The following is a 23,945-nucleotide window of genomic DNA, read 5'->3' as shown; positions in this document are numbered from 1 at the left end:
GCGGGCGGCCGAGGACGGTGGTCTCCTCCTGGACGCCGCCGGAGTCGGAGACGATCAGGGCCGCGTGCCGGGCCAGCGCCAGGAAGGTGCCGTAGTCGACCGGCGGAGCCTTGACAACGTTATTGAGCAGGGGCTTGAGACCGGCGTCCTCGATCTTGGCCTGGGTGCGGGGGTGCAGCGGGAAGACGACGGGGAGCTCGCGGGCGAGGCCGGCCAGCTCCGTGAGGATCCCGGCCAGGGCGCGCGGGTCGTCGGTGTTCTCGGGGCGGTGGAGGGTGGCGAGCGTGTAGGCGTCGGCATCCAGGCCGTACTCGGCGAGGACGGTGTCCCGCGCCTCGCGGGAGGGGAGGTGGTCGCGTACGGCTTCGACGACGGGGTTGCCGGTGACGGCGATCCGCTCGTCCGGGACGCCCTCGGCGAGCAGCAGCTCGCGGTTGTCGGGGGTCGCGGCGCACAGCACGTCGGCGAGCCGGTCGATGAGGACCCGGTTGTGCTCCTCGGGCATCGCCCGGTCGTGGCTGCGCAGCCCCGCCTCCACGTGGACCAGGGGCAGGTCGCGGGCGTTGGCGGCCAGCGCGCCCGCCAAAGCCGCGTTCGTGTCGCCCTGGACCACGACCGCCAGCGGCGGCTCGGTGCCGAAGAGCCCGTCCAGCCCGTGGAGCGCGGCGGCGATCTGCACGGCACGTGGCTTGCCGCCGACCCCGGTCAGGTACTCCGGCTCCGGCAGCCCCAGCTCCGCCAGGAGATCACCCGACAGCTCCTCGTCGTAATGCTGCCCCGTGTGCACCACACGGGCGGCCGGACCGAGCACGCGAATGAGCTCGGCCAGCTTGACCAGCTCGGGACGGGTACCGAGCACGACGGCGACACTGTGGAAGGGAAGTGCGTGTATCCGGTTCATGCAGCTCGACGCTAGATGAACATGATTGCCGACATCAATGAATGTGATGCCCCATCGGCCCTCTTTCACCCGGTTCGGGACCTTGTTCCCGGGACTATCGACCCCCGCCCGATACCCCGGCCGGGTACCGGGCGGCCCCGCGCTCGCGGGGTCGCCCGGCTCCGAGGGCGATCTTGCCGGGGTCCGCCGACAATGGGCCCATGACGGTCGACGAGCGGTCGCCGGACACGGATCCGGGGCCGGACGAGTCGTTCTCCGTACCCTCCCTGGCGACCCGGCTGGCCGCCTCCTATCCCTCCCTCGACGCGGCCGTCGTCGAGGCGGCGGTGGCCGGCGCGTACGGGCACTTCGCCGGGGCGCGGGTGACGGCGTACCTCCCGATCCTGGTCGAGCGCCGCTCCCGCAGGACCCTGGACGTGGCCGCCCGCGCGGGCGAGGGCGGGGGCGGATCCTCCGACGGCGGTCCGGAGGGCGAGGGCGGTCCGGGTGGCAGCGGTGCCGGGGCCGGGGGACCATGACCGCGGAGGAAGCCCATGTGCCCTGACCGGCCGGACCCCACGCCCGACCGGGCCGCCGCGGAGTCCAATCCCGAGTCCAGACCCGAGCCCGAGGCCAAGCCCGCGCCCGCGCCCGAGCCCGGCAGCGGGCGGAGGCGGTGGTGGCCCCGGCTGACGGTGCCCGGCTGCTGGGGCGCCCTGCTCCTCGCCTGCCTCTCCTTCACGCCGTCGCTGCTCCCCCGCGGCGGCGTCCTGCAAGGGCTGATCGCCGGCATCAGCGGCGCCATCGGCTACGGCCTCGGCGTCGTCGCCGCCTATGTGTGGCGGGCCTTCGCCGACCGGGAGCCCCGCACCGCCGCGCGCCGCTCGTGGCAGGTGCTGACCGTGGCCGCGGTGGCGCTGTTCGGGCTCGCGTTCGGGCTCGGGCAGTACTGGCAGCACCGGATCCGGCAGCTCATGGACGTCACCGACTACAGCGTCCCCTCCACGGTCGCCTGCCCGTTCGTCGCCGTCCTCGTCTTCCTGCTCCTGCTCTTCGCCGGGCGCGGGCTGCGGCGCGCCTACCACGCGGCGGCCCGGCTGCTCGGGCGCTGGGTCGGCCCGAAGGCGGCCCGGGTGGTCGGCTGGGCGCTGGTGGCGGCCCTGGCCTGGTCCCTGGTCAGCGGCGTGCTGCTGAGCGGTTTCGTGAGCGCCATGAACCAGGCGTTCTCGGTGCGGGACGCCAAGACGCCGCCCGGTGTGACCCGGCCGGTCTCCGCGCTGCGCTCGGGCGGGCCGGGCTCGCTGGTGCCGTGGGACACCCTGGGCTACCAGGGGCGGGCGTTCGCGGGCGGCGGGCCGACGGCGGAGCGGATCGGCGCCTTCACCCACCGCCCGGCCGAGGAGCCGGTGCGGGCGTACGCGGGCCTGGAGACGGCCGACGACGCCGAGGGGCGGGCGGAGCGCGCGGTCGCCGACCTGCGGCGGGCGGGCGGCTTCGAGCGGGCGAACCTGCTGGTGGTCACCACCACCGGCAGCGGCTGGGTGGACCCGGCGGCGGTGGACTCCTTCGAGTACCTGGGCGGCGGGGACACCGCGATCGTGTCCATGCAGTACTCGTACCTGCCGTCGTGGATGTCCTACCTGGTCGACCAGTCGAAGGCCCGCGAGGCCGGGCGGGAGCTGTTCGACGCGGTCTACGACGTCTGGTCGAAGCTGCCGCAGGACCACCGGCCCCGGCTGTTCGTGGCGGGCGAGAGCCTGGGCTCGTTCGGCGGCGAGGCGGCCTTCAGCGGCGAGTACGACCTGCGCAACCGCACCGCCGGGACGCTGTTCGCGGGCCCGCCCAACTTCAACACGCTGTTCCGCGAGTTCAGCGACCACCGCGAACCGGGCAGCCCGGAGATCGAGCCGGTGTACCAGGAAGGGCGGACCGTCCGCTTCACCGACGACCCGGCCGCCCCGATCCCCCCGCCGGACCGCCCGTGGGACGGGACCCGGGTGCTGTACCTGATGCACCCGTCGGACCCGATCATCTGGTGGAGCCCGGACCTGGCGCTCTCGGAGCCGGACTGGATCGGCGAGACGCCCGGCACCGACGTGCTCGGCGAGATGGTGTGGATCCCGTTCGTGACGTTCTGGCAGGTCACCGCCGACCTGCCGTTCTCCACCGGGGTGCCGGACGGCCACGGGCACGTCTACAAGGCCGCGTACGTGGACGGCTGGAACGCGGTGATGCGCCCGGCCGGGGTCACCCCGCAGGAGCTGGACCGGCTGAAGGAGATCGTCTCCCCGCCGAAGTGACCGCCCCCGCCCGATCGCCCGGGGCCGGTCAGCGCAGCAGGTAGCCGACGGCGTAGCCGAGCCCGTTGACCGCCCAGTGCAGGCCCATCGGCGCGAGCAGCGACCCGGAGCGGCGGCGCAGCGCGCAGAGCACGGCACCGGCCGCCGCGGTGAAGAGGACGGCCGCCGCGACGGCGAGGGCCGCGCCCGCCGGGGAGCCGCCGAAGACGGTGGTGAGCGCGGGCTTGTCCGTCGCCAGGCCCAGCGAGGGCAGCACGTGCCACAGCCCGAACAGCAGGCTCGACACGGCGCTGGCCCAGCGAGGCCCGCGCACCCGGGCGACCAGGCCGTAGAGGACGCCCCGGAAGGCGGTCTCCTCCAGCAGGACGGTGCCGAGGGGTACGTACACGAGCACGCGCAGCGCCACGTCCGCGCCGTCCATCCCCGCGTACCGCCGGTCCTCGAACAGCCCCCGGGTGGCCGGGAGGAGCGCCCCGGCCAGGTAGACGAGGGCGACCAGGCCGGTCAGGGCGAGGGCCCAGCGGGCGCCGCGGGCGAGGGTGCCGGGGGCGAGGCCCGCGTCGGCGCGGGTGCCGCCCGCCAGCCGGAGCACCCCGAGCAGCGCGGCGCAGGCCGCCAGGGACGTCAGGACGCCGGCGAGGCCGGACCAGCGGTGGATGAGGACGTTGGCGGCGGCGAGGACGGCGACCGCGAGGGCGACCGCCGCCCGGGTGCCGAGCGGGCGGCGCGGGCCGCCGGGCGCTCCGGCGCGGCCCGCCGGGGGCGGTCCGCTCGCGGCGCCGGGGTCGCGGTCGCGGGAAGGCACAGGGGTCCGTCCGTCCTCCGGTCGCGCCGGCTCCGTGTCTCGGCCCGCCCCGCGCGCGCCACGCTACCGGCCGGGCGCCCGTGCCGCCCGGCGGCGCGTGGGGGCCGGGCAGGCCGGGCGGGCCGGTTTCAGCGCAGCACCTCCAGCTCCGGCCAGCGCGCGCCGGGGGCGTCGAGGAAGCCGGTGGGCCGCCCCCGCAGATAGCGCCCGAAAAAGGCGGTGACGGCGGCGCGCTGGGCGGCCAGGGAGCGCCGGGGGTCGACGGTGCCGACGAGTCCGGCCGCGTCGGGGACCGGGAGGCGGCGGGCGAGGAGCGGCAGGAGGATCTGGAGATCGGTGTACGAGCCGTGGGCGGAGTCCCGCAGCCGCAGGGCGTGCCGGGGGCCGGTGGACGCGGCCCAGCAGGAGGCCCAGCTCGGTTCGGTGCGCAGGGTCTTCGTACCGGAGGCCATCAGCAGGAAGGGCGCGGCGAGGCCGCTGTCGGCGACGGGTCCGAGGAGGGCGCCGTCGAGGTCGGCCGCGGCGCGGACGCGGGGCTCGTCGTGGGCGAGCTGGGCGGCGACGGAGCCGCCGAGGGACTGTCCGAGCACTCCGGTCCGGGAGGGGTCGGCGGCCTCGGCGAGCCCGTCGGGGAGAGGACCGATCAGGCCGGGCCCGGTGCCGGGGCGGCGGTGACCCCAGGCGAGCCGGTCGAGGACGCCGAGGACGAAGCGGGCGTCCGCGAGGCGGGCCCGGGAGTGGGCGGCGAGGAGGGCGGCGATGACCTCGGGGGTGAGGTCGTCGGGGAGCGGGAGGGCCCGTTCGACCCGGCCGCCGGGGAACTCGACCTGTTCGGCCTCGTACGTGGAGTCGAGGGCGACCACGAGGTGCCCGTGGCTCGCGAGCTCCTCGACCAGGGTGGTGCCGAGGGCGCGGGAGCCGCCGTCGCCGGAGGAGAACAGCACCACGGGCAGCCGCCCGGCGCGGCGGGCGACGGGCGCGCCGGTCCGCGCGTGGGTCCTGAGCCCGCGCCAGTCGGCCGCCCCGGCGGGGACGCCGAGGGCGGGCGCGGAGTGCGCGTCCCAGTCGGCCGCGGCGGCGGGGCCCAGCCAGGGGGCCGTGGGGTGCCCGGCGGCGGGTTCCGCCGGATACCAGAGCCCGGCCATGAGCTCCCGGTAGGGCTTGGCGGGGACGAGGGGGTCGGGGCGGCTGTCGTCGACCAGGTGCAGCGCGACGGTGCCGACGGGGAAGGGCCCGGTGGGCGCGGGCAGCCGCAGCGGGACGGGGGCGGAGCGGGGGCCCTGGGCTGCGGCGGGTGAGGCCGGTGACGCGGCTGTGGCAGGCGAGGCGGGTGACGCGGCCACGGCGGCGAGCGCGGCGGCGCCGAGCGTGCCGAGCAGGGTGCGGCGGGTCGGGGGCATGGGCGGGCTCCTCGGGCGGTACGGCTGCGGGGTCACCACCAGGGTTCCTCCGCCGGGGTGCGCGGGGCGCCCTGCCGGGGGACGATCCGGCCGGTGGGCGGGGGTCGCCCCGGGGGCGCGCCCGCTCCTTCGCGTGGAGGAGCCCAGAGGTACGGGGGTCTCCCCCGGTATCCGCCGGTGGGCGCGGGGCGCCTGGGGCAGGCCCACTCCTCCGCGTGGCGGAACCCCGGGGTACCGGGGCCTCTCCCGGTATCCGACGGTGGGCGCGGGTCCCTCGGGGCGCGCCCCCGGTGGGCGGGGGTCGCCCGGGGGCGTGCCCGCTCCTTCGCACGGAGGAGTCCGGGGTACGGGGGTCTCCCCCCGGTATCCGCCGGTGGGCGCGGATCGCCCGGGGCACGCCCCTTCCATGTGGAGGAGCCCGGGGTACCGGGGCCTCCCCGGTACCCGGCGGTGGGCATGGGTCCCTCGGGGCACGCCCACTCCTCCACGCGGAGGAGCCCCGGGGTACCGGGGTCTCCCCCGGTGTCCGCCGGTGGGTGGACGCCTTCGCGGGCGCGGGCGCCTAGCGTGGGACGCCGTACGACGCGGACGCGAGCGAGGGACGGACGGACACGATGGGTGAGACCGCCGCGGTACGGACGGGCCTGCCGGGAGGTGTCGCCGGGCTGCCGGGGCGGGTGCCGCCCCTGGTGGCGGACGCCGCGCTGGCGGCGGGCCTGTTCCTGGTGACGCTCGGGCCGGGGCGGGTCGCGGACGGCACGGGTTTCGCGCTGCAGACGGCGCTGGTGCTGCCGCTGGTGTGGCGGCGGCGGGCGCCCCGGGCGGTGTTCGGGGCGGTCGCCGCGGCGGCGCTGGCGCAGTGGCTGCTGGGCGTCCAGTTGCCGGCCGACGCGGCGCTGCTGGTCGCCCTCGGCACGGTCGCCGCGCGGTCGCCGCGCCGGTCCGCGTGGGCGGCCGGTCTGGTGGCGGTGGCCGGGGCGGTGCTGGCGGCGGCGCGCTGGGCGCCGGAGGGGCGGTTCCTCGCCTCGGCCGCCGCGATGACGGCGGCGGTCGCCGCGAGCGCGCTGCTCGGGGCGAACGTCCGGATCCGGCGGGCCGCGCGGGCGGAGCGGCTGGCGCGGCTGGAACGGGACCGCGACGAGCGGGAGCGGCGCGCGGTGGAGGAGGAACGGGCCCGGATCGCGCGGGAGTTGCACGACGGTGTGACGCACGGCCTGTCGGTGGTGGTGGCGCTGGCGGACGCGCTGGGGCACGCGCGGCCGGCCGACGCGTCCGCCGTGACGGCCCGGATCGCGGAGACCGGGCGGCAGGCGCTGACGGACATGCGGCGGGCGCTGGGGCTGCTCCAGGATGCCGGGCCCGACGCGGTTCCCGGCGTCGGGGACGACCGGCGGGCGCCGCCGGGGCTCGGGCAACTGGGGGCGCTGTGCGCGCGGATGGGCGCGGCGGGGCTGCCGACCGGGCTGCGGGTGGACGGCGAGCCGGCCGGGATACCGGCGGCGGCGCAGCTGACGGTGCACCGCGTCGTCCAGGAGTCGCTGACCAACGCGCTGCGGCACGCGCCGGAGGGCACGCGCGCCGAGGTGCGGGTCCGCTGCGCGCCGCGGGAGGTGACGGTCGAGGTGACGAACACGAGGGGGGCCTGGCGGCCGGAGCCGGCCGGGTACGGGCGGGGGCTGACCGGGATGCGGGAGCGCGCCGCGGCCTTCGGCGGGACGCTGGCGGCGGGGCCGCTGCCGGGCGGCGGCTGGCGGGTCTTCGTACGGCTGGATCCCGGGGGCGCGCCGTGACCGTACGGGTGCTGCTGGTGGACGACGAGGAGCTGCTGCGGCTGGCGTTCGGCATGATCCTGCGCGCCGAGCCGGACATGGAGCCGGTCGGGGAGGCGGCCGACGGGGCGGCGGCGGTGGAGCTGGCGCGGCGGCTGCGGCCGGACGTGGTGCTGATGGACGTGCGGATGCCGGGCACCGACGGCATCGAGGCGACCCGGCGGCTGGTGCGCGAGGTGCCGGGGACGCGGGTGCTGGTGCTCACGACCTTCGACGTGGACGCGTACGCCTTCGACGCGCTGCGGGCCGGGGCGTCGGGGTTCCTGCTGAAGAACAGCCGGCCGGAGGAGCTGCTCGCGGCGGTCCGCGACGTGGCCCGGGGCGACGCCGTGGTCTCGCCCCGGGTGACCCGGCGGCTGCTGGACCGTTTCGCGCACCGGCTCCCCGCCGCCGCGGAGGACGACGGCGGGGAGCGGCTGGACGTGCTGACCGCGCGCGAGCGGGAGGTCCTGCTGGGGGCCGCCCGCGGCCTGACCAACGCCGAACTCGCCGCCGCCCTGGGGCTGGCGGAGCCCACGGTGAAGAAGCACCTCGGCCGGGTGCTGGCCAAGTTGGGGCTGCGGGACCGCGTGCAGGCGGTGATCTTCGCGTACGAGTGCGGGCTGGTCGGGCCGGGCTGAGGCGCGGCCCGCCGCGGCGGGGCTCGCCGCGGCGGGGCCGGTGGCTCAGGCGACGTTGACGGCGGTCCAGGCGGCGGCGACCGTGGCGTACTCGGCGCTGGTGGCGCCGTAGAGGTCCTTGGCCGCGTTCAGGGTCGCGGCGCGGGCGCCCTTGTAGTCCGTGGTGGAGGTCATGTAGACGGTCAGCGCCCGGTACCAGATGGCGGATGCCTTCTTGTTGCCGATGCCGGTGACGGTGGAGCCGTTGTAGGTGGGGCTGTTGTACGTGACGCCGTTGATCGTCTTGGTGCCGCTGCCCTCGCTGGCGAGGTAGAACCAGTGGTTGCCGACACCAGAGGAGTTGTGGACGTCGAGCCGGCCGACGGTCTTGGACCAGTAGTCGGCGGAGGCGCCGTCGAGGGAGGGCTTGTCGAAGCGGCGCAGCCACGGCGGGGTGGACTGGTCGCTGAAGAGGTAGTCGGGGGTGTCGACGGGGCTGTTGGCGTACCACTCGACCATGGTGCCGAGGATGTCGCTGGTGGCCTCGTTGAGGCCGCCGGACTCGCCGCTGTAGCGCAGGTTGGCGGTGGCGGAGGTGACGCCGTGGGTCATCTCGTGGCCCATGGTGTCGAGGTCGACCTGCTCGGGGTCGGTGGTGCCGTCGCCGTCGCCGGTCATCATGCAGAAGCAGGCGTCGGACCACTGGGCGTTGTCCCATTTGGTGCCGACGTGGACGAAGACGGTGGCGCCGCGGCCGTCGTTCTTGATGCCGTTGCGGCCGAAGGTGGCCTTGTAGTAGTCGAAGGTCTTGGCGGTGTTGACGTGCGCGTCGACGGCGGCGGTGGAGCGGTCCGCGGAGAACTTCCGGCCGTCGCCCCAGACGTTGTCGGCGTCGGTGAAGAGGGTGCCCGAGGAGCTGTTCAGGGACGAGGCGTTGACGTTGCGGGCGTCCCGGGTGACGTGCTTGCGGACCGGGTCGATGAGCGCGTAACTGCCGTCGGCCTGCTGGGTGGTGTCGATGGGGACGTCGCCGGTGTACTCGGAGTGGCCGGTTCCGGTGGCCTCGCGCTCGGTGTCGTAGTTCTCGATCGCGGCGCCGCTGGAGGCGTCGGTGACGAAGACCTCGCCGTGCGGCTGGCCCTTGTCGCCGAGGCCCTGGACGGTGGTGCGCCAGGCGAGCCGCGGGGTGCCGTCGGCGGCCCAGACGATCAGCTCGGGGGTGGAGCGGGCGGCGCGGACCAGGCCCCGCGCGCGCTGGAGGGCGCCGGCCGCGGTGCCCTGGGCGCCGACGGCGGGGGTGACGGTGGCGAGCGCCACGCGGCGGGCGCGGGCGTTGCTGGAGCCCTTGAGGGAGCCGTCGGCCTTCTGGTGGACGACGAAGTCGCCGCCGACGACCGGGAGGCCGCGGTAGGTGCGCTCGAAGCGCACGTGCTGGGTGCCGTCGGCGTCGAGGACGACGTCCTTGACCTGGAGGGCCTGCCCGGCGCCGAAGCCGAAGGTGTCGGCGTGCCGGGTCACGTTGGCCTGGGCGCGGGCTATCGCGTCGGCGCGGGCGGATATGCCGTGGGGCGCGGTGTGGGGCTGCGACCAGGCCGGTGCGGCGAGGACGCCGGTGGCGAGGGCTCCGGCGGCGACCATCGTGGAAAGGGCAAGCAGGGGACGCTGCATGACGCGGTGTTCCTTCGCTCGTCGTGGGGGGACGACGTCCTGGGACGTGACGACGTCGGGTGACGGGACGTCGACGCGAAGTGTTCACCTGATGACATGTCCCTGACGTGATCCCAGTTGGGATATAGCCGGGGAGTTATAGGGGCGGCGCCGTGGCCCGGCGCCCGGGTGGGGCCCCCGGCCGCTCAGCCGTCCGCGCCGAGCGCGAACTCCGCGCCGCCCGCCTCCCACCAGGCCAGATAGGCGGGGCGCCGCCGGACCAGCGCCAGATAGGCGCTCAGCAGCCGCTCGCCGACCGCCTCCGCCAGCTCGCCGGAGACCGCGTCCGGGCGCCAGGCGAGCCGGAGCCGCCGGTGGAACGGCACGTCGGCCAGGGGCCGCAGCACGGTGCCCTCGCCGGGAACGTCGGCGGTGGGCCACACCCCGCAGACGGCGCGCCGCCCGGCCACCAGGATCCGGGCCACCGAGAGGTCCGAGGTCACATGGGCGATGCGCGGGGTGAACCCGGCGGCCTGGCAGGTGAGATGGAGGTAGGCGTGCACCCCGCTCTCGTCCGCCTCCGGCATCACCCACTCCTCGTCCCGGAGGTCGGCGAGGGAGACGGTGTCCCGGCGGGCCAGCGGATGGTCCTCGGCGAGCAGCACGAAGACGGGCTCGCGCAGCAGGGTGCGGGTGGCGACGGGTTCGGCGACGGGCGGCGGGAAGCCCGGGAACTCCCCGAAGACGGCGATGTCGCACCTCCCCCGGGCCAGCGACTTGACCAGGGTGTGCACGGAGCGGCCGGCGTCGATGCCGAGCCGACGCTCCGGCACGAGCTCGAAGAGGGCGGGGACGAGGAGGGAGACCAGGGGCCCGGCGGTGCCGCCGGCCCGCAGCGGCGCGGCGGTCCCGCCCTGCGTCTCGGCGGCGGAGCGGGCGTGCGCGCGGAGCCGGTCGAAGCCGCCCACGAGGTCGCGGGCGCAGCGCAGCACGTACTGCCCGTTCGCGTTCGGCCGGACGCCCTCGGCGCTGCGGACGAAGAGCGGGCCGCCCAGCTCGTGTTCGATGCGTCTCAGCTGCGCGCTGGTGGCCGGCTGGGACAGCTGCAGCCGGGCCGCGGCCTTGCGGATGCTGCCGGCCTCGGCGACGGTGAGCAGGACACGGAGGTGCCGGAATTCGAGGTGCATGAACATTCCCCGCTCAGGGCGGAGGGCCCCGTACACCCCCCGTGACCAGCAGAACCGGTGCCCGAGGGCACGGTGACCAAGAGTCCGCCGGAGCCGTGGGAGCGGCAACCACGGGCGGGCAAAATCTGCCCCCGTCAGTCCTCCGGCGGCCGGTTCCGGACGGTCTTGAGGTAGCGGTCGAGCGGGGGTTCCTGGGCCAGTACGGCGCCGATGGTGACGGCGAAGGTGAGGGCGGCGCACACCCCGATGAGCCACGAGAGCATCGTCAGGACCAGGCCCAGGGAGCCGTATTCGGCGAGGGCCCGGTTCAGCGCGCCCGGCATGTAGACGCGGGCGGTGAGGGCGAGGGCGGTCGTCGCGGCGGCGGCGAGCAGCGAGCCGGGGAGCAGCGGCAGCCAGGCCACCCGGTTGGCGAGCAGCAGGTGCTGCGTCCACAGCCAGACGCCCACCCCGACGACGAAGTAGACGGGGGTGCCCAGCCACGCCCCCGCGCCGAAGCCGTCGCGGATCGGGGCCTGGAACAGCACGACGAGGCAGAGCGCGAGGAGCCAGACGGTCCACCGCCAGGCGGCGATCCGGGTCTTGGCCTTGGGCAGCCCCCAGGCCCGCTCGCAGACCCGGGCCATGGCGCGGCTGAAACTGGTGGCCGAGACCAGGGCGACGAAGGCGCCGACGAAGCCGGTGGTCTCGCGCAGGCCGTCGGACGCCGAGCTGTCGAGGACCTGCCTCAGTTGGGTGTCGGAGCCGCCCGACAGGCCGAACATGGCGCGCAGCGAGTCCTGGAGCTGGTCGCGCACGCCGGTCGGGGCGAAGGCGGCCAGGGCGAACAGCAGGGGCACGGCGGCGAGGAACGCCTGGGCGGCGAGCCGGGTGGCGGCGTCGAGGAGGTTGCCGCCGACCAGTCGGCCCGTCAGTTCCGTGAGCACCGGGAAGCGGCGTTCGGCCGCGCTCCGGAGCCCGCGCATCCGGGCCGCCAACGACATCGCGCCTCCCTGTCCGCCCTTTCCGCCCCGACCGGTCCCCGCCATTGGACTCGACGCGGGGCCGCCCGGCGACCCGGGCGGCCGGCGGGGTCGGCGCGCCGGGACCGAGGTCGCCCATTCGGGCGTATCTCCGCATACTGGACGCATGGCCCCGCAAACCGAGAAACCGCACGCCCCGCCGACCCTCACGGTCAAGGGACGGGACGTCCGGATCCGCACCCTCGGCCTGCTGGTGCTCGCGGTGCTGGCCGTGTGGTTCATCGCCGCGAACACCGGCTCGGTCACGATCCGCCTCTGGATCCCCGAGGTCACGCTGCCCCTGTGGATCGTCCTGACGGTGACGCTCGTCGTCGGGATCGTCATGGGGATGTTCATGGCCTACCGCCGCCGCGCCCGCCGCTGATCCGCGATCGGCTATCGGCAATCGGCAATCGGCAATCCCTTATTGGCTATCGCTATCGCTATCGCTACCCGCTATCCGCTGTCCGCTACCGGCGGGCCACGGGCACGAGACGCAGCAGCCCGTGGAGGAGCCGGTCCACGCCGTCCTGGGCGGGCTCGTCGCCGACGTGGGTGAGCAGCCGGGCGAGGACGCCGAGGAGCCTGGGCGAGGCCATCACGCGGGGGTGCAGGACGGGCCGGTAGCCGAAGCGGGAGAAGAGCAGGTCCCCGGCCGCGTTCCCGAGCCGGAAGTAGCGCGCCCAGCGGCGTTGGATCTCCACCGGGTACTGGTGCAGCGCGTGCTCCCGGCGCGGTCCGGCGGGCCGGGCCAGCGCGAGGGCGATCGTCTCGGCGGCGACCTCGGCCGCCTCCATGGCCTGGGCGATGCCCTCGCCGCTCCACGGGCTGACCATCCCGGCGCTGTCGCCGACCAGCAGCAGGCCCCCGCGGTACTGGGGGCGCCGGTTCAGCCCCATCGGCAGGGGCGCGCTGCGCAGCGGCGAGTCGGCGTTCTCCTCGCGCAGCCCCCACTCCTCGGGCAGCCGGGGCAGCCAGTGCTCCAGCACCGCCCGCAGTTCCACGGGCCGCCGGCGGCGCTGCTGCGGCAGGGCGCCGAGGCCCACGTTGACCCGCCCGTCGCCGAGCGGGAACACCCAGCCGTAGCCCGGCAGATCGCCGCCGGTGCGGGGGCAGCGCAGGTCGGCCCACAGCTCCAGGTACGGGTCGTGGGTGCGGGCCTCGCTGCGGTAGTAGCGCCGGGCCGCCGCCGCCACGGGCCGCTTCTCGTCCCGTACGAGTCCGAGGCCGAGCGCGGTGCGCGCCGAGGCGCCGTCGGCGGCGAGGACCAGCGGGGCGCGGTAGGAGACCGGCTCCGCGTCGGGGCCGCGGACGGCGGAGACGCCGACGACGCGTCCGGCGCGGTCGGTGAGCGGGCCGGTCACCTTCACGTGGGTGCGCAGCCGCGCCCCGGTGGCGCTGGCGTGGCCGGCGAGCAGGTCGTCGAAGTCGTGCCTGCTGCGGGTGAGGCCGAAGTCGGGGACGGTGCCGAGCCGGGGCCAGTCGATCTCCACCTGGTGGCCGCCGCAGACCCAGCGCATCCCCTTGTTGCGCATCCAGCCGGGGGCGTCGATGTCGATGCCGAGCCGGACGAGCTGGAGGACGCTGCGCGGGGTCAGTCCGTCGCCGCAGACCTTCTCGCGTGGGAAGCCGCTCTTCTCCAGGAGGAGTACGTCGATCCCGGCGCGCGCCAGGTGGACGGCGGCGGCGGAACCCGCCGGTCCGGCGCCCACCACGATGACCTCGGCCGCCTCGTCACTTTTGGTGATCACGCCCTTACTATGCCCACGATCGGTGCGCCGGACCCGGCGGCACGGCGGAGGAAGCGGCGGGAGCCCGACGGACGCTCCGGGGCGGCCTCCGTACGGCGTCCGGCTGCGGCACACTGGCTGTGGGGGCGCGTGCGTGGCGCGCCCGCAGGCCCGGAAGAAGGTGTCCGGATGCCCCGTACCCGGAGCCGGTCGCGGTACGCCGCCGACCGGGGGCTCTCGACCCGTATGGCGACGACCATGTTCCTGATCGGGCTGCTGTACGTGGTCTTCGTCGGCGTCCTGCTGGTGCTGCTGCGCGGCTCCTGGCCGGTCGTCCTGCTGATCGCGGGCGGTCTGTTCGTCGCCCAGTTCTGGTTCAGCGACCGGATCGCCGCCCTGGGGATGGGCGCGCGCGAGGTGACCCGCGAGCAGGCGCCCGAGCTGCACGGCACGGTCGACCGGATCTGCGCGCTGGCCGACATGCCGAAGCCGAGGGTGGCGATCGCCGACAGCGACGTGCCCAACGCGTTCGCCACCGGGCGGGGCGAGCGGACCGCGCTGGTGTGCGTCACCACCGGGCTGCTGCGCCGCCTGGAGCCGGAGGAGCTGGAGGGGGTGCTGGCCCACGAGATGTCGCACGTGGCGCACCGGGACGTGGCGGTGATGACGATCGCCTCCTTCCTCGGGGTGCTGGCCGGGATGATGACGCGGGTGGCGCTGTACAGCGGGCTGGGCCGCAGCAGGGACGCCAACGCGGCCGCCGCGATGATCCTGGTGCCGGTCGTCAGCGGCGCCGTGTACGTGCTCAGCTTCCTGCTCACCCGGGTGCTCTCCCGCTACCGCGAGCTGGCGGCCGACCGGGCCGCCGCGCTGCTCACCGGCCGCCCGTCGGCGCTGGCGTCGGCGCTGACGAAGGTGTCCGGGGAGATGGCCCGGATCCCGACCCAGGACCTGCGCAAGGCGGAGCCGTACAACGCGTTCTGGTTCGCGCCCGCCTTCTCCTCCAAGGAGAGCCTGGGCCGCCTGCTGGCGACCCACCCGACCCTGGAGCAGCGCCTCGACCAGCTCGCCCGGATCTCGGAGCGGCTGGGCCAGGTCTGAGGGGCGGCCCCCGTGGGAATCCTCGACAGCATCCTCGGCCGCGACAAGCCGGTACGGCCGGACCTGGACCGCCTTTTCGCCCTCCCGTCCGCCGCGCTGACCCTCCAGGCGGGCACCGGCTACGTGCCGACCGGCGAGGGCTCGGTGTGCTTCTCGGGCGTGGAGGGCGGCGCGTTCGCCCGCCTGAAGGAGGAGGTCCGCGAACTCCTGGACGCGGACCCGGTGTCGGGCACCTCGCCCGTCACGTTCTCCCACGACGCGTACGGCTACACCTGGCTGCGCGCCCGGCGGGCCGCCGACGACCTGGTGTCGCTGGTGAACGACCTGCACACGGTGAACACCCTGCTCCAGGAGGCGGGCTTCGGCCCCCACCTCCTGTGCTCGCTGACGGCCTTCCACGCCCCACCGGCCGCCCACGACCTGGCCCTCGTCTACCTCTACAAACGCGGCACCTTCTACCCCTTCGCCCCCCGCACGGACGGCACCCAGCGCCGCGACAACCCCCTGGAACTCCAGATCAGGGCCCTCCTGACGGGCGACCTCCCGATGGAACCGGACCTGGAACGCTGGTTCCCGCTGTGGGGCGCGCCGGGGGTGGGCGGCGGCGACGGCACGTGAGCGCGCCCCGGCGACACGTCGCTCGGGCCTGTCACCGGCCTACCACCGGTCGAGGACCGGGCGGTTCGCGGCCGCGTACTCGTCCGCGACGCAGAACACCCCGGCGCAGCGCGGGCACTCCGCCCGGCCGAAGAGGTGGCGGATCCCGTCGGCGAGCGTCTCGCGGCCGTCGCGGACGGCGGTCTCATACATCCAGCGGCCCGTGCCGGACAGCGTCTCGGGGGACGCCGGCCGGAGGTCGCGGCGGTCGCAGTCGCCCAGGTCCCAGTCCCGGACGGCCGCGTACCGGCCGTACCCGCCGATGGCGACCGTGACCTCCACGGCGCAGCCCGGGCAGTCCAGCACGTAGAAGTCGTCCGTGAAGTCCCCGAAGACCGCGCTCCAGTGGTACGCGCCCCTGGCCGCGAGCGCGTCGAGGAAGACGGGGAGGTAGTCGTCCGGCCGCGCCCGCAGGTGCCGGTCCAGCACGGCGCGGAACTCCGCGACCGGGCCGGCGCAGCGCGCCAGCAGGTCGTCGCAGCCGTGGTGTCCGGCCGCGCGCCGCAGGACCGCTCCCGCCAGGCCGCGCGCCGGTGCGCTGCGGGAGGCGAGCCGGATCAGGCGCGGCCCCGTGACCGCCGGGCCGGACCCGCCCCCGGCGCCTACGCCTCCCAGGCGAAGCCGTCCGGGTCGGTGAAGGCGGTGCCGGTGCCGGTGAGGGTGAGGCGGTGGGAGCCGGTGCCCTCGGCGGGGACGCCGAGTTCCTTGGCGAGGGCTCGGTGCTTGTAGAGGGCCAGGGTGACGGCGCCGGGCGTGCCCGTGAACTCGGTGTACTTGCCGCCGAAGCTGCGGGCCACGGTGAGGCCCTGGGAGACGTAGAACTCTCGGGTCGCCTTCACGCTCCCGACGCCGAGCAGCAGGACGATCCCGTCGATGGCGCGGGTGGCCGGGCCGGTGTCCTTCTTCGTTCCGGTGGCGATCTTCCAGAGCGTGCCGTCGGGGGCCTGGACGACTGCCCCGTAGCCCCAGAGGGATCTGGCGGCGGGCTTCACGACGGTGGCGCCCGCGGCCACGGCGTCGGCGACGAAGGCGTCGACGGTGGCGGGCCCGGGGACGGTCAGCGCCAGGGCCCAGCCGCGGAAGCCCTGGGTCGGCGCGTCGGAGGCCCGCAGGGCGATCCGGGTGTCCAGGCCGAGGGCGGCGAGGAAGGTCCCGGCGGCGGCCGGGTCGGTCACCTCCAGGGTGACGGTGGAGAGGGCGGCGGTGGACGCGTGGGATGTGGTGGTTGCCATGTCCTCCACGCTAGGAGCGGCGGGGCGCCCGGCGCTTCTCGGATCCTGACCGTTCCCGGGCCCTTCCCGTGCCCTTCCCGGGCCACCCCCTCGCGAGCTGCCCCGGGGCCTCTGTGATGATCGTCCGATCGCGCGCCGCCCGGTCCGCGAACCGCCCGCCCCCGGGGGAGACGACCGCCGATGACCGCCACGACGCCGCCGACGCCGATCCGCGTCGGCGCCCTGGCCCCGCTGACCCCGCCCGGCTGGACCGAGGCGGGCCGGCACCTGCTGGCAGGTCTCGAGTTCGCCGTGCGCGAGGTGAACGCCTCCGGCGGGATCGCGGGCCGGCCGCTGGAGCTACTGGTCCGCGACACGGCGGCCGATCCCGAGCGGGCCGCGGCGGCCGTGACGGAGCTCGCCGCACTGGGCGTGGCGGCGGTGGCGGGCGAATACCACAGCGTCGTCGCGCGGGCCGCCGCCGCCCGCGCCGAGGCCGTCGGCGTGCCGTTCCTCTGCTCGTCGGCCGTGCTCGACACGCTCACCGAGGAGCCCGCCGGGTGGGTCGCGCGGCTGCCCCCGGCCCAGTCGCACGGCTGGCGGACGTACGCGGACTTCCTGCTCGCCGAGGGCCGCAGCCGGGTCGCGGTGGCGATCCAGCCGAGCGTGTACTGGGCCGCCGGGACCGGGATCCTGCGCGAGCGGCTCGCCGCGCGCGGCGGCTCCCTCGTCGAGCTCGACGCGAACGCCCTCGGCCCCAGCGCCCTGTGCGACGCGCTGGTCGCGCACGGGGCGACGGCGCTGCTCCTGCTGACCGGCCAGCCGGATCCTGCGGTCCCGCTGGTGCGGGCCGTGCGGAGCGACCCCCGGCTCGCGGAGCTGCTGATCGGCGCCCCGGCCGGGCAGCCGGAGTTCGCCGGATGGGCGGCGGCGCTCGGCGCGGACGGCGCCGGAATCCCGTTCCTGCGCTATCTGCCCGCGCGCCCGGGGCCCCTGGGCGCGCGGGTCGGCCGGGAGCTGGCCGCCGTGCTGGGCGAGGCGCCGTCGTTCGTGGCGTACGAGGGCTGGGACACCGTCACCGTCCTGGCCGAGCTCTTCCGCGCCCAAGGCACCGACCGCGCCGCCGTCGCCGCCGCGTGGCCCCACGTGGCGGTCGAGGGCAGCCGGGGCCCGGTCCGCTTCGAGCGGGTGCCGGGCATCGGGGTGTGGCAGTGGGCCTGGGCCCCGGTCCAGGTGGTGGACCGGGACCCGGCGGACCCGGACGCCTTCCGGGTCCTCCTCCAGCGGTGACGCGCGCCGCCGGTCAGCCGAGCGGCAGGTCCAGATACGCCTCGGCGCCCGCCGATCCGCCGAGCTCCAGCGTGGCGAGCGCCTCGTTGTCGTCGGAGTAGAGCGCGTCCTTCGCGTTGATCACCAGCATGACCCGGTGGTCCTCCGCCACGTCGTACGCGGCGCCCTGCAGCCGCCAGGACAGCTCCGTCGCCTTGCCGGCCTCGACGTGGTCGAAGCTGTACGGCTCGTGGGTGATGATGCGCGCGGTGCCGTCGGGCGCGACGTCGAAGAGGTACGCCACGAGCGTGCCCTTCGCCGCCGGCGCGGTGAGCCTCACCCGCACGACCGGCACGCCGCGCACCCGCCGCGCCCCGGCGGGCGAGGTCCAGACGGCGAGGTGGCCGCGGTCGAACTTCCCGGTCTCGTAGGACCACGGGTTGCCCCGCCACTCCTGCTGGCCCGTCGTCATCAGCTCGTCCACGGCCTTGGCCTCGGTGAGCTCGCCCGCGGTGAACGTGGTCCGCCACGCGGCGGCCGGGCGCTCGGCGCCGAGCGTGCCGTCCTTGCCGACGGCCCCGTCGAGGTACAGCCGCTCCACGCGCTCGGTCACGTCGGCCCAGCTCGCGCGGGACTCGCGAACCTCGGGCGCGAACATCACCTGGCTGGTGACCGGCTCCCAGGAGGGCACCTCGTCGGCGGCGCCGAGGACGTGGTGGTCGAGCCAGGCGAGGGCCTCGTCGAGGGGGACGTTCGGGCCGGGCAGGGTGAGCCCGGCGCCCTCGGGCGCGGCGTGGTCGCCGATCCACAGGTTGAGGTGCTTGGGCACGGTCAGCCGCTCGAAGGTGTCGAGCAGGCCGTTGACCGGGAACAGCGTCTCGTGCCAGGTGTTGGAGAAGAACGTGGGGATGCCTCGGGCGTTGGTCTGGTCGGCGTAGGCGGCCGGCGAGCGCTCCCGCGCCCACTCCAGCACCTCTTCCAGGGACTCCCCGGCACGGAAGTCCTTGAGCAGCTGCTGGGCCTCCGGGGAGAACTTGTGCGTCTCCGGCCCACCCGTGAACGCCACCAGCGCGTCGACGGCGGCCAGGTGCCTGGTGCCGTTGCCGAGGAGCGCCTCCGCGAGGTCGCCCCAGGTGCTCAGCGCGACCACGGCGTCGACCCGCCCGGCGGGGTCGTGGGCGGCGACGAGCTGGCTGATGCCGGAGCCGTAGGACTCGCCGAGGAAGGCGACCCGGCTCGGCCCGAAGTGCTGCTGCGCGTAGTCGATGACCGTGGAGCCGTCGGCCCAGTCGAGCGGCCCGGCGACGTCCACGGTGCCGCCCGAGGTGAACGGGGCGTCGACGAAGTTGCCCTCGGAGACCTCGAAGGTCTGGCCGATGCCGCGCGGCGAGTACGCGAGGACGTGGTAGCCGCGCAGCGCCAGCTTCAGATACAGGGTCGGGAACATCGCCCAGCCGAGCGGCGTCCACCCGGCGGGCACGATGACGACCGGACGTGGCTCGTCGCCCTTGAGCTTGACGCTGAACGCGGAGAGCCTGACCCCGTCGTCGGCGGTGATCCGGGGGAAGCCGATGACGGCCTTAGGCCGCAGGGCGTCGACGAGCTCCTGTAACGCGGCGGGCAGCAGCACCCGCTCGGCGGAGCCGGTCAGGGTGGCGAGCAGTGCCTCGCCGAGCGCCGTGGCCTCGGGCGAGACGGAGGTCGCGGAGGCCCAGAGGCCCGCGCTCTCGATCCGCGCGAGTTGCGCGTCGGTGACCGGGTTCGGCTGGTTCTCGTCGTCGTACGTGCTCATCGCTGCAAGTCCTTCTCTCGTCGGTGGGTATCGGTGGGGGTCGGTGGGGGCCTTTTCATGATCAGGGCGGAGCGCCCCGGCGCACGGAGTCGTCCGCCGCGTTCACCGGAAGGGGGCAATCGCCGCCGAACCGCTTGACGGGAGGCGCGCGTTAGCCTTCCGGCGTGGACAATTCCCCCTCCCCCGCCCTCCCGAGGCGCCGGACGCGCGTCCCCGGGTCGGGCACATCCAGTTCCTGAACTGCCTGCCGCTCTACTGGGGCCTGGCCCGCACCGGCACCCTGCTCGACCTGGAGCTGACCAAGGACACCCCGGACCGGCTGAGCGCGCTGCTCGTCGAGGGGGCCCTCGACATCGGCCCGATCGCCTGCATGGAGTACCTCCGGCACGCCGACGAGCTGGTGCTGCTCCCCGACATCGCGGTCGGCAGCGACGGGGCGGTGACGTCCTGCCTGATCGTCAGCAAGGTCCCGCTGCCGGAGCTGGACGGGCGCCGGGTCGCCCTCGCCGCCACCTCCCGCTCGTCGGTGCGGCTGGCCCGGCTGCTGCTGGAGGAGCGGGAGGGGGTCCGGCCCGAGTACGTGACCTGCCCGCCGGACCTGCCGGTGATGATGCGGGACGCGCACGCGGCCGTCGTCATCGGCGACGCGGCGCTGCGCGCCTGGCTGCACCAGGCCCGGGAGCTCGGCCTGCTGGTGTACGACCTGGGCGCGATGTGGAAGGAGTGGACGGGCCTGCCGTTCGTGTTCGCGGCCTGGGCGGTGCGCAAGGACTACCTGGCCCGCCACCCCGCGATCGTCCGCGAGGTGCACCGGGCCTTCCTGGACTCCCGGGACCTGTCGCTGGCCGAGATCGACAAGATCTGCGAGCAGGCGGCGCGGTGGGAGGCGTTCGACGAGGCGACGCTGCGCCGCTACTACACGGAGGCGCTGGACTTCTCCTTCGGGGAGCGCCAGCTCGCGGGGGTCCGCGAGTTCGCCCGCCGGGTGGCCGGGGACTCGGGCTTCGACCCGGAGCTTGAGCTGACGGTCCTCGGGGCGTAGCGGCGGGTGCCGGCAGGTCGGGCGCCGGATGCCGACCGGTCTGGCCCCGCAGCGTCAGCCGCTCCGGCGCCGGATGCCGGCCGGTCCGACCCCGTGGCGTCAGCCGCTCTGGCGCCAGATGTAAGCCGGTCCGGCGCCGCGACGTCAGCCGGTCTCGACGGTGTGGAGCCGGTCGGCGGGGACGCCCGCCGCCTCCGCCAGCCGTCCCGCGACGGTCGTGACCGCCTCCCGGGGGCCGCACACCCACACCAGGTGCCGCGACCAGTCGCCGTGCCGCAGGACCGCGTCGGCCAGTGCCGAGCCGTCCGGCCCGCCCGCGCCGAGCACGGGGACCACGCGCAGCCAGCCGTGCCGCCGTTCCCGCTCGGTGACGGCGTCGGTGTCGTACAGGTCGGCCGGTCCGGCGGCGCCGAGGAGGAGCCGGGTCCTCGGGTACGGGGGCCTGCTCAGCGCCAGGTCGTCGAGGAGCGCCTTGGCGGCGGCCCAGCCAGTCCCGGCCGCCACGATCAGGACCTCCCGTCCCGGCGCGGCCCCGGCCGGGGGCGGGCCGCCCTGCGCGGGGCCCAGGCGCAGCGGGTCGCCGACGCGGGTGCGGGTCACCAGCGCGTCGCTCACCCCGCCGGGGCCGGTGCGGCGGACGTGGAACTCCAGCTCGCCGTCGGCGCGGGGCGCGCAGGCGACGGCGTACGGGCGCCAGGCGTGCGGCAGCAGCGGCGACTCGACCGTGGCGAACTGCCCGGCCCGGTACGGGTAGGGCTCGGCGGGGCGGACCCGGAGGACGCCGATGCCGGGCCCCTGGACCTCGTGGCGGGTGACGGTGGCGTTCCAGAAGGCGGGTTCGGTCAGCGCCGCGTTCGCGCCGTCGAGCATGGCGGAGACGGCGAAGCGCACCATCCGCAGCCACGCCTCCTCCGGCTCCCGCGTCCAGCGCTCCCCCGCGCTGCGGCGCAGGGCCTCGGTCAGCGCCGCCTCGAACACCTGGAAGTGCACGGGCCGTACGCCGAGTTTGCGGTGGTCGCGACCGAGCCGGGCGCAGAAGGCGGCGAGTTCGGCGGGCCGGTCGAGGTGCTCGACGAGGAAGCGGAAGGCCCGTTCCAGGTGGGCCCGCTGGAAGGCCATGGAGGCGGGGAACAGGCCGCGCAGGTAGGGGTGTCCGGCGAACATGGCCCGGTAGAGGTGGTCGATGAGCCGGTCGAACGGGGTGACCAGCGGCAGCGTCCGCAGGATCGTCTCCCGGTCGGCGGCGCCGTCGTACGGGGCGCCGGGGCCGCCGTGCGGGCCGGAGGCAGGGGCGAGCATCCGGCGGCGCAGCCGCATCGCCTCCTGCCGGGCGAGGAGGGCGTGGTACTCGTCGTAGCTGTCGCTCGTGCTGGCGCTCACGTGCCGGTCTCTCCCCTGCTGACTTCTGAAGGCACGTCAGTCTGGCACCGCGCCCCCACCGCCGTCCGGCCCCGCCGGGGGCCGGAAGTCCCGCCCGGAACGGGGCCGTTCGGCCCTGGCGCGGCGGGGCCGGGGGCGTCTGGCGGCCGGGAGGCTCCACACGGGGGATGACGGGGCCGCCTCCCGGCCGCCGCCCATGCTGCCCGCCGCCGCCGCGCGCCCGACAGGGCCGATCGGTCCCCGCCGGGGCGCGGCGGGAGGGCCGGACGGCCCCTGCGGGCGGCCCTCCCCCGTGCCGTAACCTGCCGCAGGAAGAGGCACGACGAGCACCCGCGGAACAGGCAGGCATGTCCGACACAGCACCGTCCCCGGGCACGCCGATGCCCCGGCTCGTCCCCGAGCGGATGCACGCGCTGCTCGCCGCGGTCATGGACCTCGGCCGCGACCTCGAACTCCCGCAGGTGCTGCACGGCATCGTGGAGGCGGCCGTCGCCCTGACCGACGCCGAGTACGGGGCGCTCGGCGTGATCGGCGAGGGCGAGCGGCTCTCGCAGTTCCTGCCCGTGGGCATGGCCGGCGAGCTGGCCGCCCGGATCGGCCCGGCGCCCTGCGGGCACGGCATCCTCGGCGAACTCATCCGCAACCCGGTCCCGTTGCGCCTCGACGACCTCGCCCGCCACCCCAGCAGCTTCGGCTTCCCGGCGCACCACCCGCCGATGCGTACGTTCCTGGGGGCGCCGATCCGGGTCAGGGACGAGGTGTTCGGCAACATCTACCTGACGGAGAAGCGCGGCCCCGGCGGCTTCGACGCCGACGACGAGGCGGTCCTGACGACCCTGTCGACGGCAGCTGGTGTCGCCATCGACAACGCGCGCCTGTACCACGACAGCAGGCGGCGGGAGCACCGGCTTGAGGCGCTCGCGGAGATCACCCGGGCGCTGCTCGCCGGGACCGGTCCGGACCGGGTGCTGCGGCTGATCGCCCGCCGGGCCCGGGAGGTCGCGGACGCCGACCTGGCCGCCGTCCTCCTGCCGGCGGGCCGCTCCGGCGAGCTGGCCGTGCACGTGGCCGACGGGGACGCGGCCGACGCGGTGCTCGGCGCCCGCCTCCCGGCGGACGGCTCGCTCGCGGGCCTCGCCGCCCGCACCCGGCGCCCCGCCGTCACCGCGGACGTACGCGCCGATTCCCGGGCCGGGGCGCTGCGCGCGGACGCCGGTGCGGGGGCCGACACGGGGGCGCACGGGGGCAGCGCGCCTGGTGACGGCGCCCACGCGGAAGGCGCGCCTGGTGACGGCGCGTACGGTCCCGTCGTCGCCGTGCCGCTGCCCGTGGACGACGCCGTGTGCGGGGCGCTGCGGCTGGCGCGTCGGGTGGGGCGGGCCGAGTTCGACGCCGCCGAGGTCGAGCTGCTGAGCGGCTTCGCCGACCAGGCGGCGATCGCGCTGGAGCTGGCCCGCCGCCGGGCCGAGTCCGAGGAGCTGGCCGTGCTCCACGACCGCGACCGGATCGCCCGCGATCTGCACGACCTGGCCATCCAGCGGCTGTTCGCCACCGGCATGACCCTGCAGAGCGCGACCCGGCTCATCGACGACCGGGGCGCGGCGGACCGGGTGGCGCGGGCGGTGGACGACCTCGACGCCACGATCCAGATCATCCGTTCCACGATCCTCCAGTTGCGCACGGCGGACGAGGACCGGGGCGGGCCCGCGCTGCGCCGCCGCATGGCGGAGACCGCGCGGCTGGCGGCGCAGTCGCTGGGCTTCCCGCCGTCGCTGCGGATCCTCGGACCGGTCGACTCCGCCGTCCCGGACGAGCTGGCCGAGCACGTGCTGGCCGTGACGGCCGAGTCGCTCAGCAACAGCGCGCGGCACGCCCGCGCGAGCCGCGCCGACGTCGTGCTGTCCGTGCCGGAGACGGCCGACCGGCTGGTGCTCACGGTCACCGACGACGGCATCGGCCCGGGGGCGGCCCGGCCGACCGGCGGGCTGCTCAACCTGCGCTCCCGCGCGGCGCAGTACGGCGGGACGCTGGAGCTCCGGGACCCGGGTGTCGGCACCCGCCTGGTGTGGACGGTGCCGCTGCCGCACCAGGAGGACTGACGCGCCGGGTCTCCGG

General features: G+C 75.9%; 21 protein-coding genes. 10 read left to right on the top strand and 11 right to left on the bottom strand.

What is annotated here, in order from left to right; all coding sequences use genetic code 11:
- Positions 1 to 859, bottom strand: an 859-nt coding sequence (gene wecB / locus AB0C99_RS06625; RefSeq protein ID WP_362470251.1) for a UDP-N-acetylglucosamine 2-epimerase (non-hydrolyzing), incomplete at its 3' end; no start/stop codon positions are given.
- A 242-nt stretch (positions 860 to 1,101) separates the two neighbouring features.
- Between wecB and AB0C99_RS06620 the strand changes: the two genes are divergently transcribed.
- Entirely contained in the window at positions 1,102 to 1,419 is a 318-nt protein-coding gene (locus AB0C99_RS06620) for a three-helix bundle dimerization domain-containing protein (protein WP_362470248.1), read from the top strand.
- Between the two features lie 15 nt (positions 1,420 to 1,434).
- A complete protein-coding gene (locus AB0C99_RS06615) occupies positions 1,435 to 3,180 on the top strand; it encodes an alpha/beta-hydrolase family protein (protein ID WP_362470245.1) in 1,746 nt (581 codons plus the stop codon).
- Positions 3,181 to 3,208: 28 nt separating this feature from the next.
- Here AB0C99_RS06615 and AB0C99_RS06610 read toward each other — a convergent pair whose 3' ends face one another.
- A complete protein-coding gene (locus AB0C99_RS06610; RefSeq protein ID WP_362470242.1) occupies positions 3,209 to 3,985 on the bottom strand; it encodes a CPBP family intramembrane glutamic endopeptidase in 777 nt (258 codons plus the stop codon).
- A gap of 128 nt (positions 3,986 to 4,113) precedes the next feature.
- A complete protein-coding gene (locus AB0C99_RS06605) occupies positions 4,114 to 5,385 on the bottom strand; it encodes a hydrolase (RefSeq protein ID WP_362470239.1) in 1,272 nt (423 codons plus the stop codon).
- A gap of 614 nt (positions 5,386 to 5,999) precedes the next feature.
- Between AB0C99_RS06605 and AB0C99_RS06600 the strand changes: the two genes are divergently transcribed.
- Both AB0C99_RS06600 and AB0C99_RS06595 read left to right on the top strand, forming a co-directional pair.
- Positions 6,000 to 7,175 carry a histidine kinase gene (locus tag AB0C99_RS06600; protein ID WP_362470236.1) on the top strand — a complete coding sequence of 392 codons (1,176 nt, stop codon included), beginning with the start codon at positions 6,000 to 6,002 and terminating at the stop codon, positions 7,173 to 7,175.
- Positions 7,172 to 7,834 (top strand): response regulator transcription factor, encoded by a 663-nt coding sequence (locus tag AB0C99_RS06595; RefSeq protein WP_362470233.1) that lies wholly within the window; start codon positions 7,172 to 7,174, stop codon positions 7,832 to 7,834. Before AB0C99_RS06600 ends, AB0C99_RS06595 begins: the two co-directional genes overlap by 4 nt.
- 45 nt (positions 7,835 to 7,879) lie before the next feature.
- Here the strand turns inward: AB0C99_RS06595 and AB0C99_RS06590 are convergent, their stop codons facing one another.
- From AB0C99_RS06590 to AB0C99_RS06580, 3 genes are all read right to left on the bottom strand, one after another.
- The gene (locus tag AB0C99_RS06590) at positions 7,880 to 9,481 is read right to left on the bottom strand and encodes a M4 family metallopeptidase (RefSeq protein ID WP_362470230.1); all 1,602 of its coding nucleotides are present in this window, start codon (positions 9,479 to 9,481) and stop codon (positions 7,880 to 7,882) included.
- A gap of 185 nt (positions 9,482 to 9,666) precedes the next feature.
- Positions 9,667 to 10,647 (bottom strand): LysR family transcriptional regulator, encoded by a 981-nt coding sequence (locus tag AB0C99_RS06585; RefSeq protein WP_362470227.1) that lies wholly within the window; start codon positions 10,645 to 10,647, stop codon positions 9,667 to 9,669.
- A gap of 134 nt (positions 10,648 to 10,781) precedes the next feature.
- Positions 10,782 to 11,630, bottom strand: a complete 849-nt coding sequence (locus AB0C99_RS06580; RefSeq protein ID WP_362470225.1) for a YhjD/YihY/BrkB family envelope integrity protein — start codon at positions 11,628 to 11,630, stop codon at positions 10,782 to 10,784.
- Positions 11,631 to 11,775: 145 nt separating this feature from the next.
- Here AB0C99_RS06580 and AB0C99_RS06575 point away from each other — a divergent pair, with 145 nt between their 5' ends.
- Positions 11,776 to 12,033, top strand: coding sequence for a LapA family protein (locus tag AB0C99_RS06575; RefSeq protein WP_362470223.1), 258 nt, complete (start codon positions 11,776 to 11,778; stop codon positions 12,031 to 12,033).
- 85 nt (positions 12,034 to 12,118) lie between these two features.
- On the opposite strand, the gene AB0C99_RS06570 is transcribed toward AB0C99_RS06575, so the two are convergent.
- A complete protein-coding gene (locus AB0C99_RS06570; RefSeq protein WP_362470220.1) occupies positions 12,119 to 13,399 on the bottom strand; it encodes a geranylgeranyl reductase family protein in 1,281 nt (426 codons plus the stop codon).
- A 168-nt stretch (positions 13,400 to 13,567) separates the two neighbouring features.
- On the opposite strand from AB0C99_RS06570, the gene htpX reads away from it, so the two are divergent.
- Positions 13,568 to 14,479: a zinc metalloprotease HtpX gene (htpX, locus tag AB0C99_RS06565; RefSeq protein ID WP_362470217.1), complete on the top strand. Its 912-nt coding sequence runs from the start codon at positions 13,568 to 13,570 to the stop codon at positions 14,477 to 14,479.
- 12 nt (positions 14,480 to 14,491) lie between these two features.
- Complete coding sequence (locus AB0C99_RS06560) at positions 14,492 to 15,097, top strand: hypothetical protein (protein ID WP_362470214.1); 606 nt, start codon at positions 14,492 to 14,494, stop codon at positions 15,095 to 15,097.
- Positions 15,098 to 15,136: 39 nt separating this feature from the next.
- Here AB0C99_RS06560 and AB0C99_RS06555 read toward each other — a convergent pair whose 3' ends face one another.
- Together AB0C99_RS06555 and AB0C99_RS06550 are read right to left on the bottom strand one after the other, a co-directional pair.
- Positions 15,137 to 15,565, bottom strand: a complete 429-nt coding sequence (locus tag AB0C99_RS06555) for a hypothetical protein (protein WP_362470211.1) — start codon at positions 15,563 to 15,565, stop codon at positions 15,137 to 15,139.
- 173 nt (positions 15,566 to 15,738) lie between these two features.
- On the bottom strand, positions 15,739 to 16,368 hold the full coding sequence (locus tag AB0C99_RS06550; protein ID WP_362470208.1) for a glyoxalase: 630 nt from the start codon (positions 16,366 to 16,368) through the stop codon (positions 15,739 to 15,741).
- A 180-nt stretch (positions 16,369 to 16,548) separates the two neighbouring features.
- On the opposite strand from AB0C99_RS06550, the gene AB0C99_RS06545 reads away from it, so the two are divergent.
- Positions 16,549 to 17,637, top strand: a complete 1,089-nt coding sequence (locus AB0C99_RS06545; RefSeq protein ID WP_362470205.1) for an ABC transporter substrate-binding protein — start codon at positions 16,549 to 16,551, stop codon at positions 17,635 to 17,637.
- 13 nt (positions 17,638 to 17,650) lie between these two features.
- Here the strand turns inward: AB0C99_RS06545 and AB0C99_RS06540 are convergent, their stop codons facing one another.
- Positions 17,651 to 19,408 (bottom strand): alpha/beta fold hydrolase, encoded by a 1,758-nt coding sequence (locus AB0C99_RS06540; RefSeq protein WP_362470204.1) that lies wholly within the window; start codon positions 19,406 to 19,408, stop codon positions 17,651 to 17,653.
- A gap of 226 nt (positions 19,409 to 19,634) precedes the next feature.
- On the opposite strand from AB0C99_RS06540, the gene AB0C99_RS06535 reads away from it, so the two are divergent.
- A complete protein-coding gene (locus tag AB0C99_RS06535; RefSeq protein WP_362470271.1) occupies positions 19,635 to 20,450 on the top strand; it encodes a menaquinone biosynthesis protein in 816 nt (271 codons plus the stop codon).
- Positions 20,451 to 20,594: 144 nt separating this feature from the next.
- On the opposite strand, the gene AB0C99_RS06530 is transcribed toward AB0C99_RS06535, so the two are convergent.
- Positions 20,595 to 21,830 carry a globin domain-containing protein gene (locus tag AB0C99_RS06530; protein WP_362470201.1) on the bottom strand — a complete coding sequence of 412 codons (1,236 nt, stop codon included), beginning with the start codon at positions 21,828 to 21,830 and terminating at the stop codon, positions 20,595 to 20,597.
- 404 nt (positions 21,831 to 22,234) lie between these two features.
- On the opposite strand from AB0C99_RS06530, the gene AB0C99_RS06525 reads away from it, so the two are divergent.
- Positions 22,235 to 23,929 (top strand): GAF domain-containing protein, encoded by a 1,695-nt coding sequence (locus AB0C99_RS06525; RefSeq protein ID WP_362470268.1) that lies wholly within the window; start codon positions 22,235 to 22,237, stop codon positions 23,927 to 23,929.
- The last annotated feature ends 16 nt before the right edge of the window (positions 23,930 to 23,945 follow it).

It is taken from the genome of Streptomyces sp. NPDC048659 (assembly GCF_040650575.1).
GTDB lineage: Bacteria > Actinomycetota > Actinomycetes > Streptomycetales > Streptomycetaceae > Streptomyces.
The sequence above is the reverse complement of the archived record's forward strand: the minus strand, read 5'-3'. Positions and strand labels throughout refer to the sequence as shown.

Coding starts and splice junctions, on each gene's coding strand:
- AB0C99_RS06620 (WP_362470248.1), top strand. CDS start 1,102: ATGACGGTCGACGAGCGGTCGCCGGACACGGATCCGGGGCCGGACGAG.
- AB0C99_RS06615 (WP_362470245.1), top strand. CDS start 1,435: ATGTGCCCTGACCGGCCGGACCCCACGCCCGACCGGGCCGCCGCGGAG.
- AB0C99_RS06605 (WP_362470239.1), bottom strand. CDS start 5,385: ATGCCCCCGACCCGCCGCACCCTGCTCGGCACGCTCGGCGCCGCCGCG.
- AB0C99_RS06600 (WP_362470236.1), top strand. CDS start 6,000: ATGGGTGAGACCGCCGCGGTACGGACGGGCCTGCCGGGAGGTGTCGCC.
- AB0C99_RS06590 (WP_362470230.1), bottom strand. CDS start 9,481: ATGCAGCGTCCCCTGCTTGCCCTTTCCACGATGGTCGCCGCCGGAGCC.
- AB0C99_RS06585 (WP_362470227.1), bottom strand. CDS start 10,647: ATGCACCTCGAATTCCGGCACCTCCGTGTCCTGCTCACCGTCGCCGAG.
- AB0C99_RS06580 (WP_362470225.1), bottom strand. CDS start 11,630: ATGTCGTTGGCGGCCCGGATGCGCGGGCTCCGGAGCGCGGCCGAACGC.
- AB0C99_RS06575 (WP_362470223.1), top strand. CDS start 11,776: ATGGCCCCGCAAACCGAGAAACCGCACGCCCCGCCGACCCTCACGGTC.
- htpX (WP_362470217.1), top strand. CDS start 13,568: ATGCCCCGTACCCGGAGCCGGTCGCGGTACGCCGCCGACCGGGGGCTC.
- AB0C99_RS06550 (WP_362470208.1), bottom strand. CDS start 16,368: ATGGCAACCACCACATCCCACGCGTCCACCGCCGCCCTCTCCACCGTC.
- AB0C99_RS06545 (WP_362470205.1), top strand. CDS start 16,549: ATGACCGCCACGACGCCGCCGACGCCGATCCGCGTCGGCGCCCTGGCC.
- AB0C99_RS06540 (WP_362470204.1), bottom strand. CDS start 19,408: ATGAGCACGTACGACGACGAGAACCAGCCGAACCCGGTCACCGACGCG.
- AB0C99_RS06525 (WP_362470268.1), top strand. CDS start 22,235: ATGCACGCGCTGCTCGCCGCGGTCATGGACCTCGGCCGCGACCTCGAA.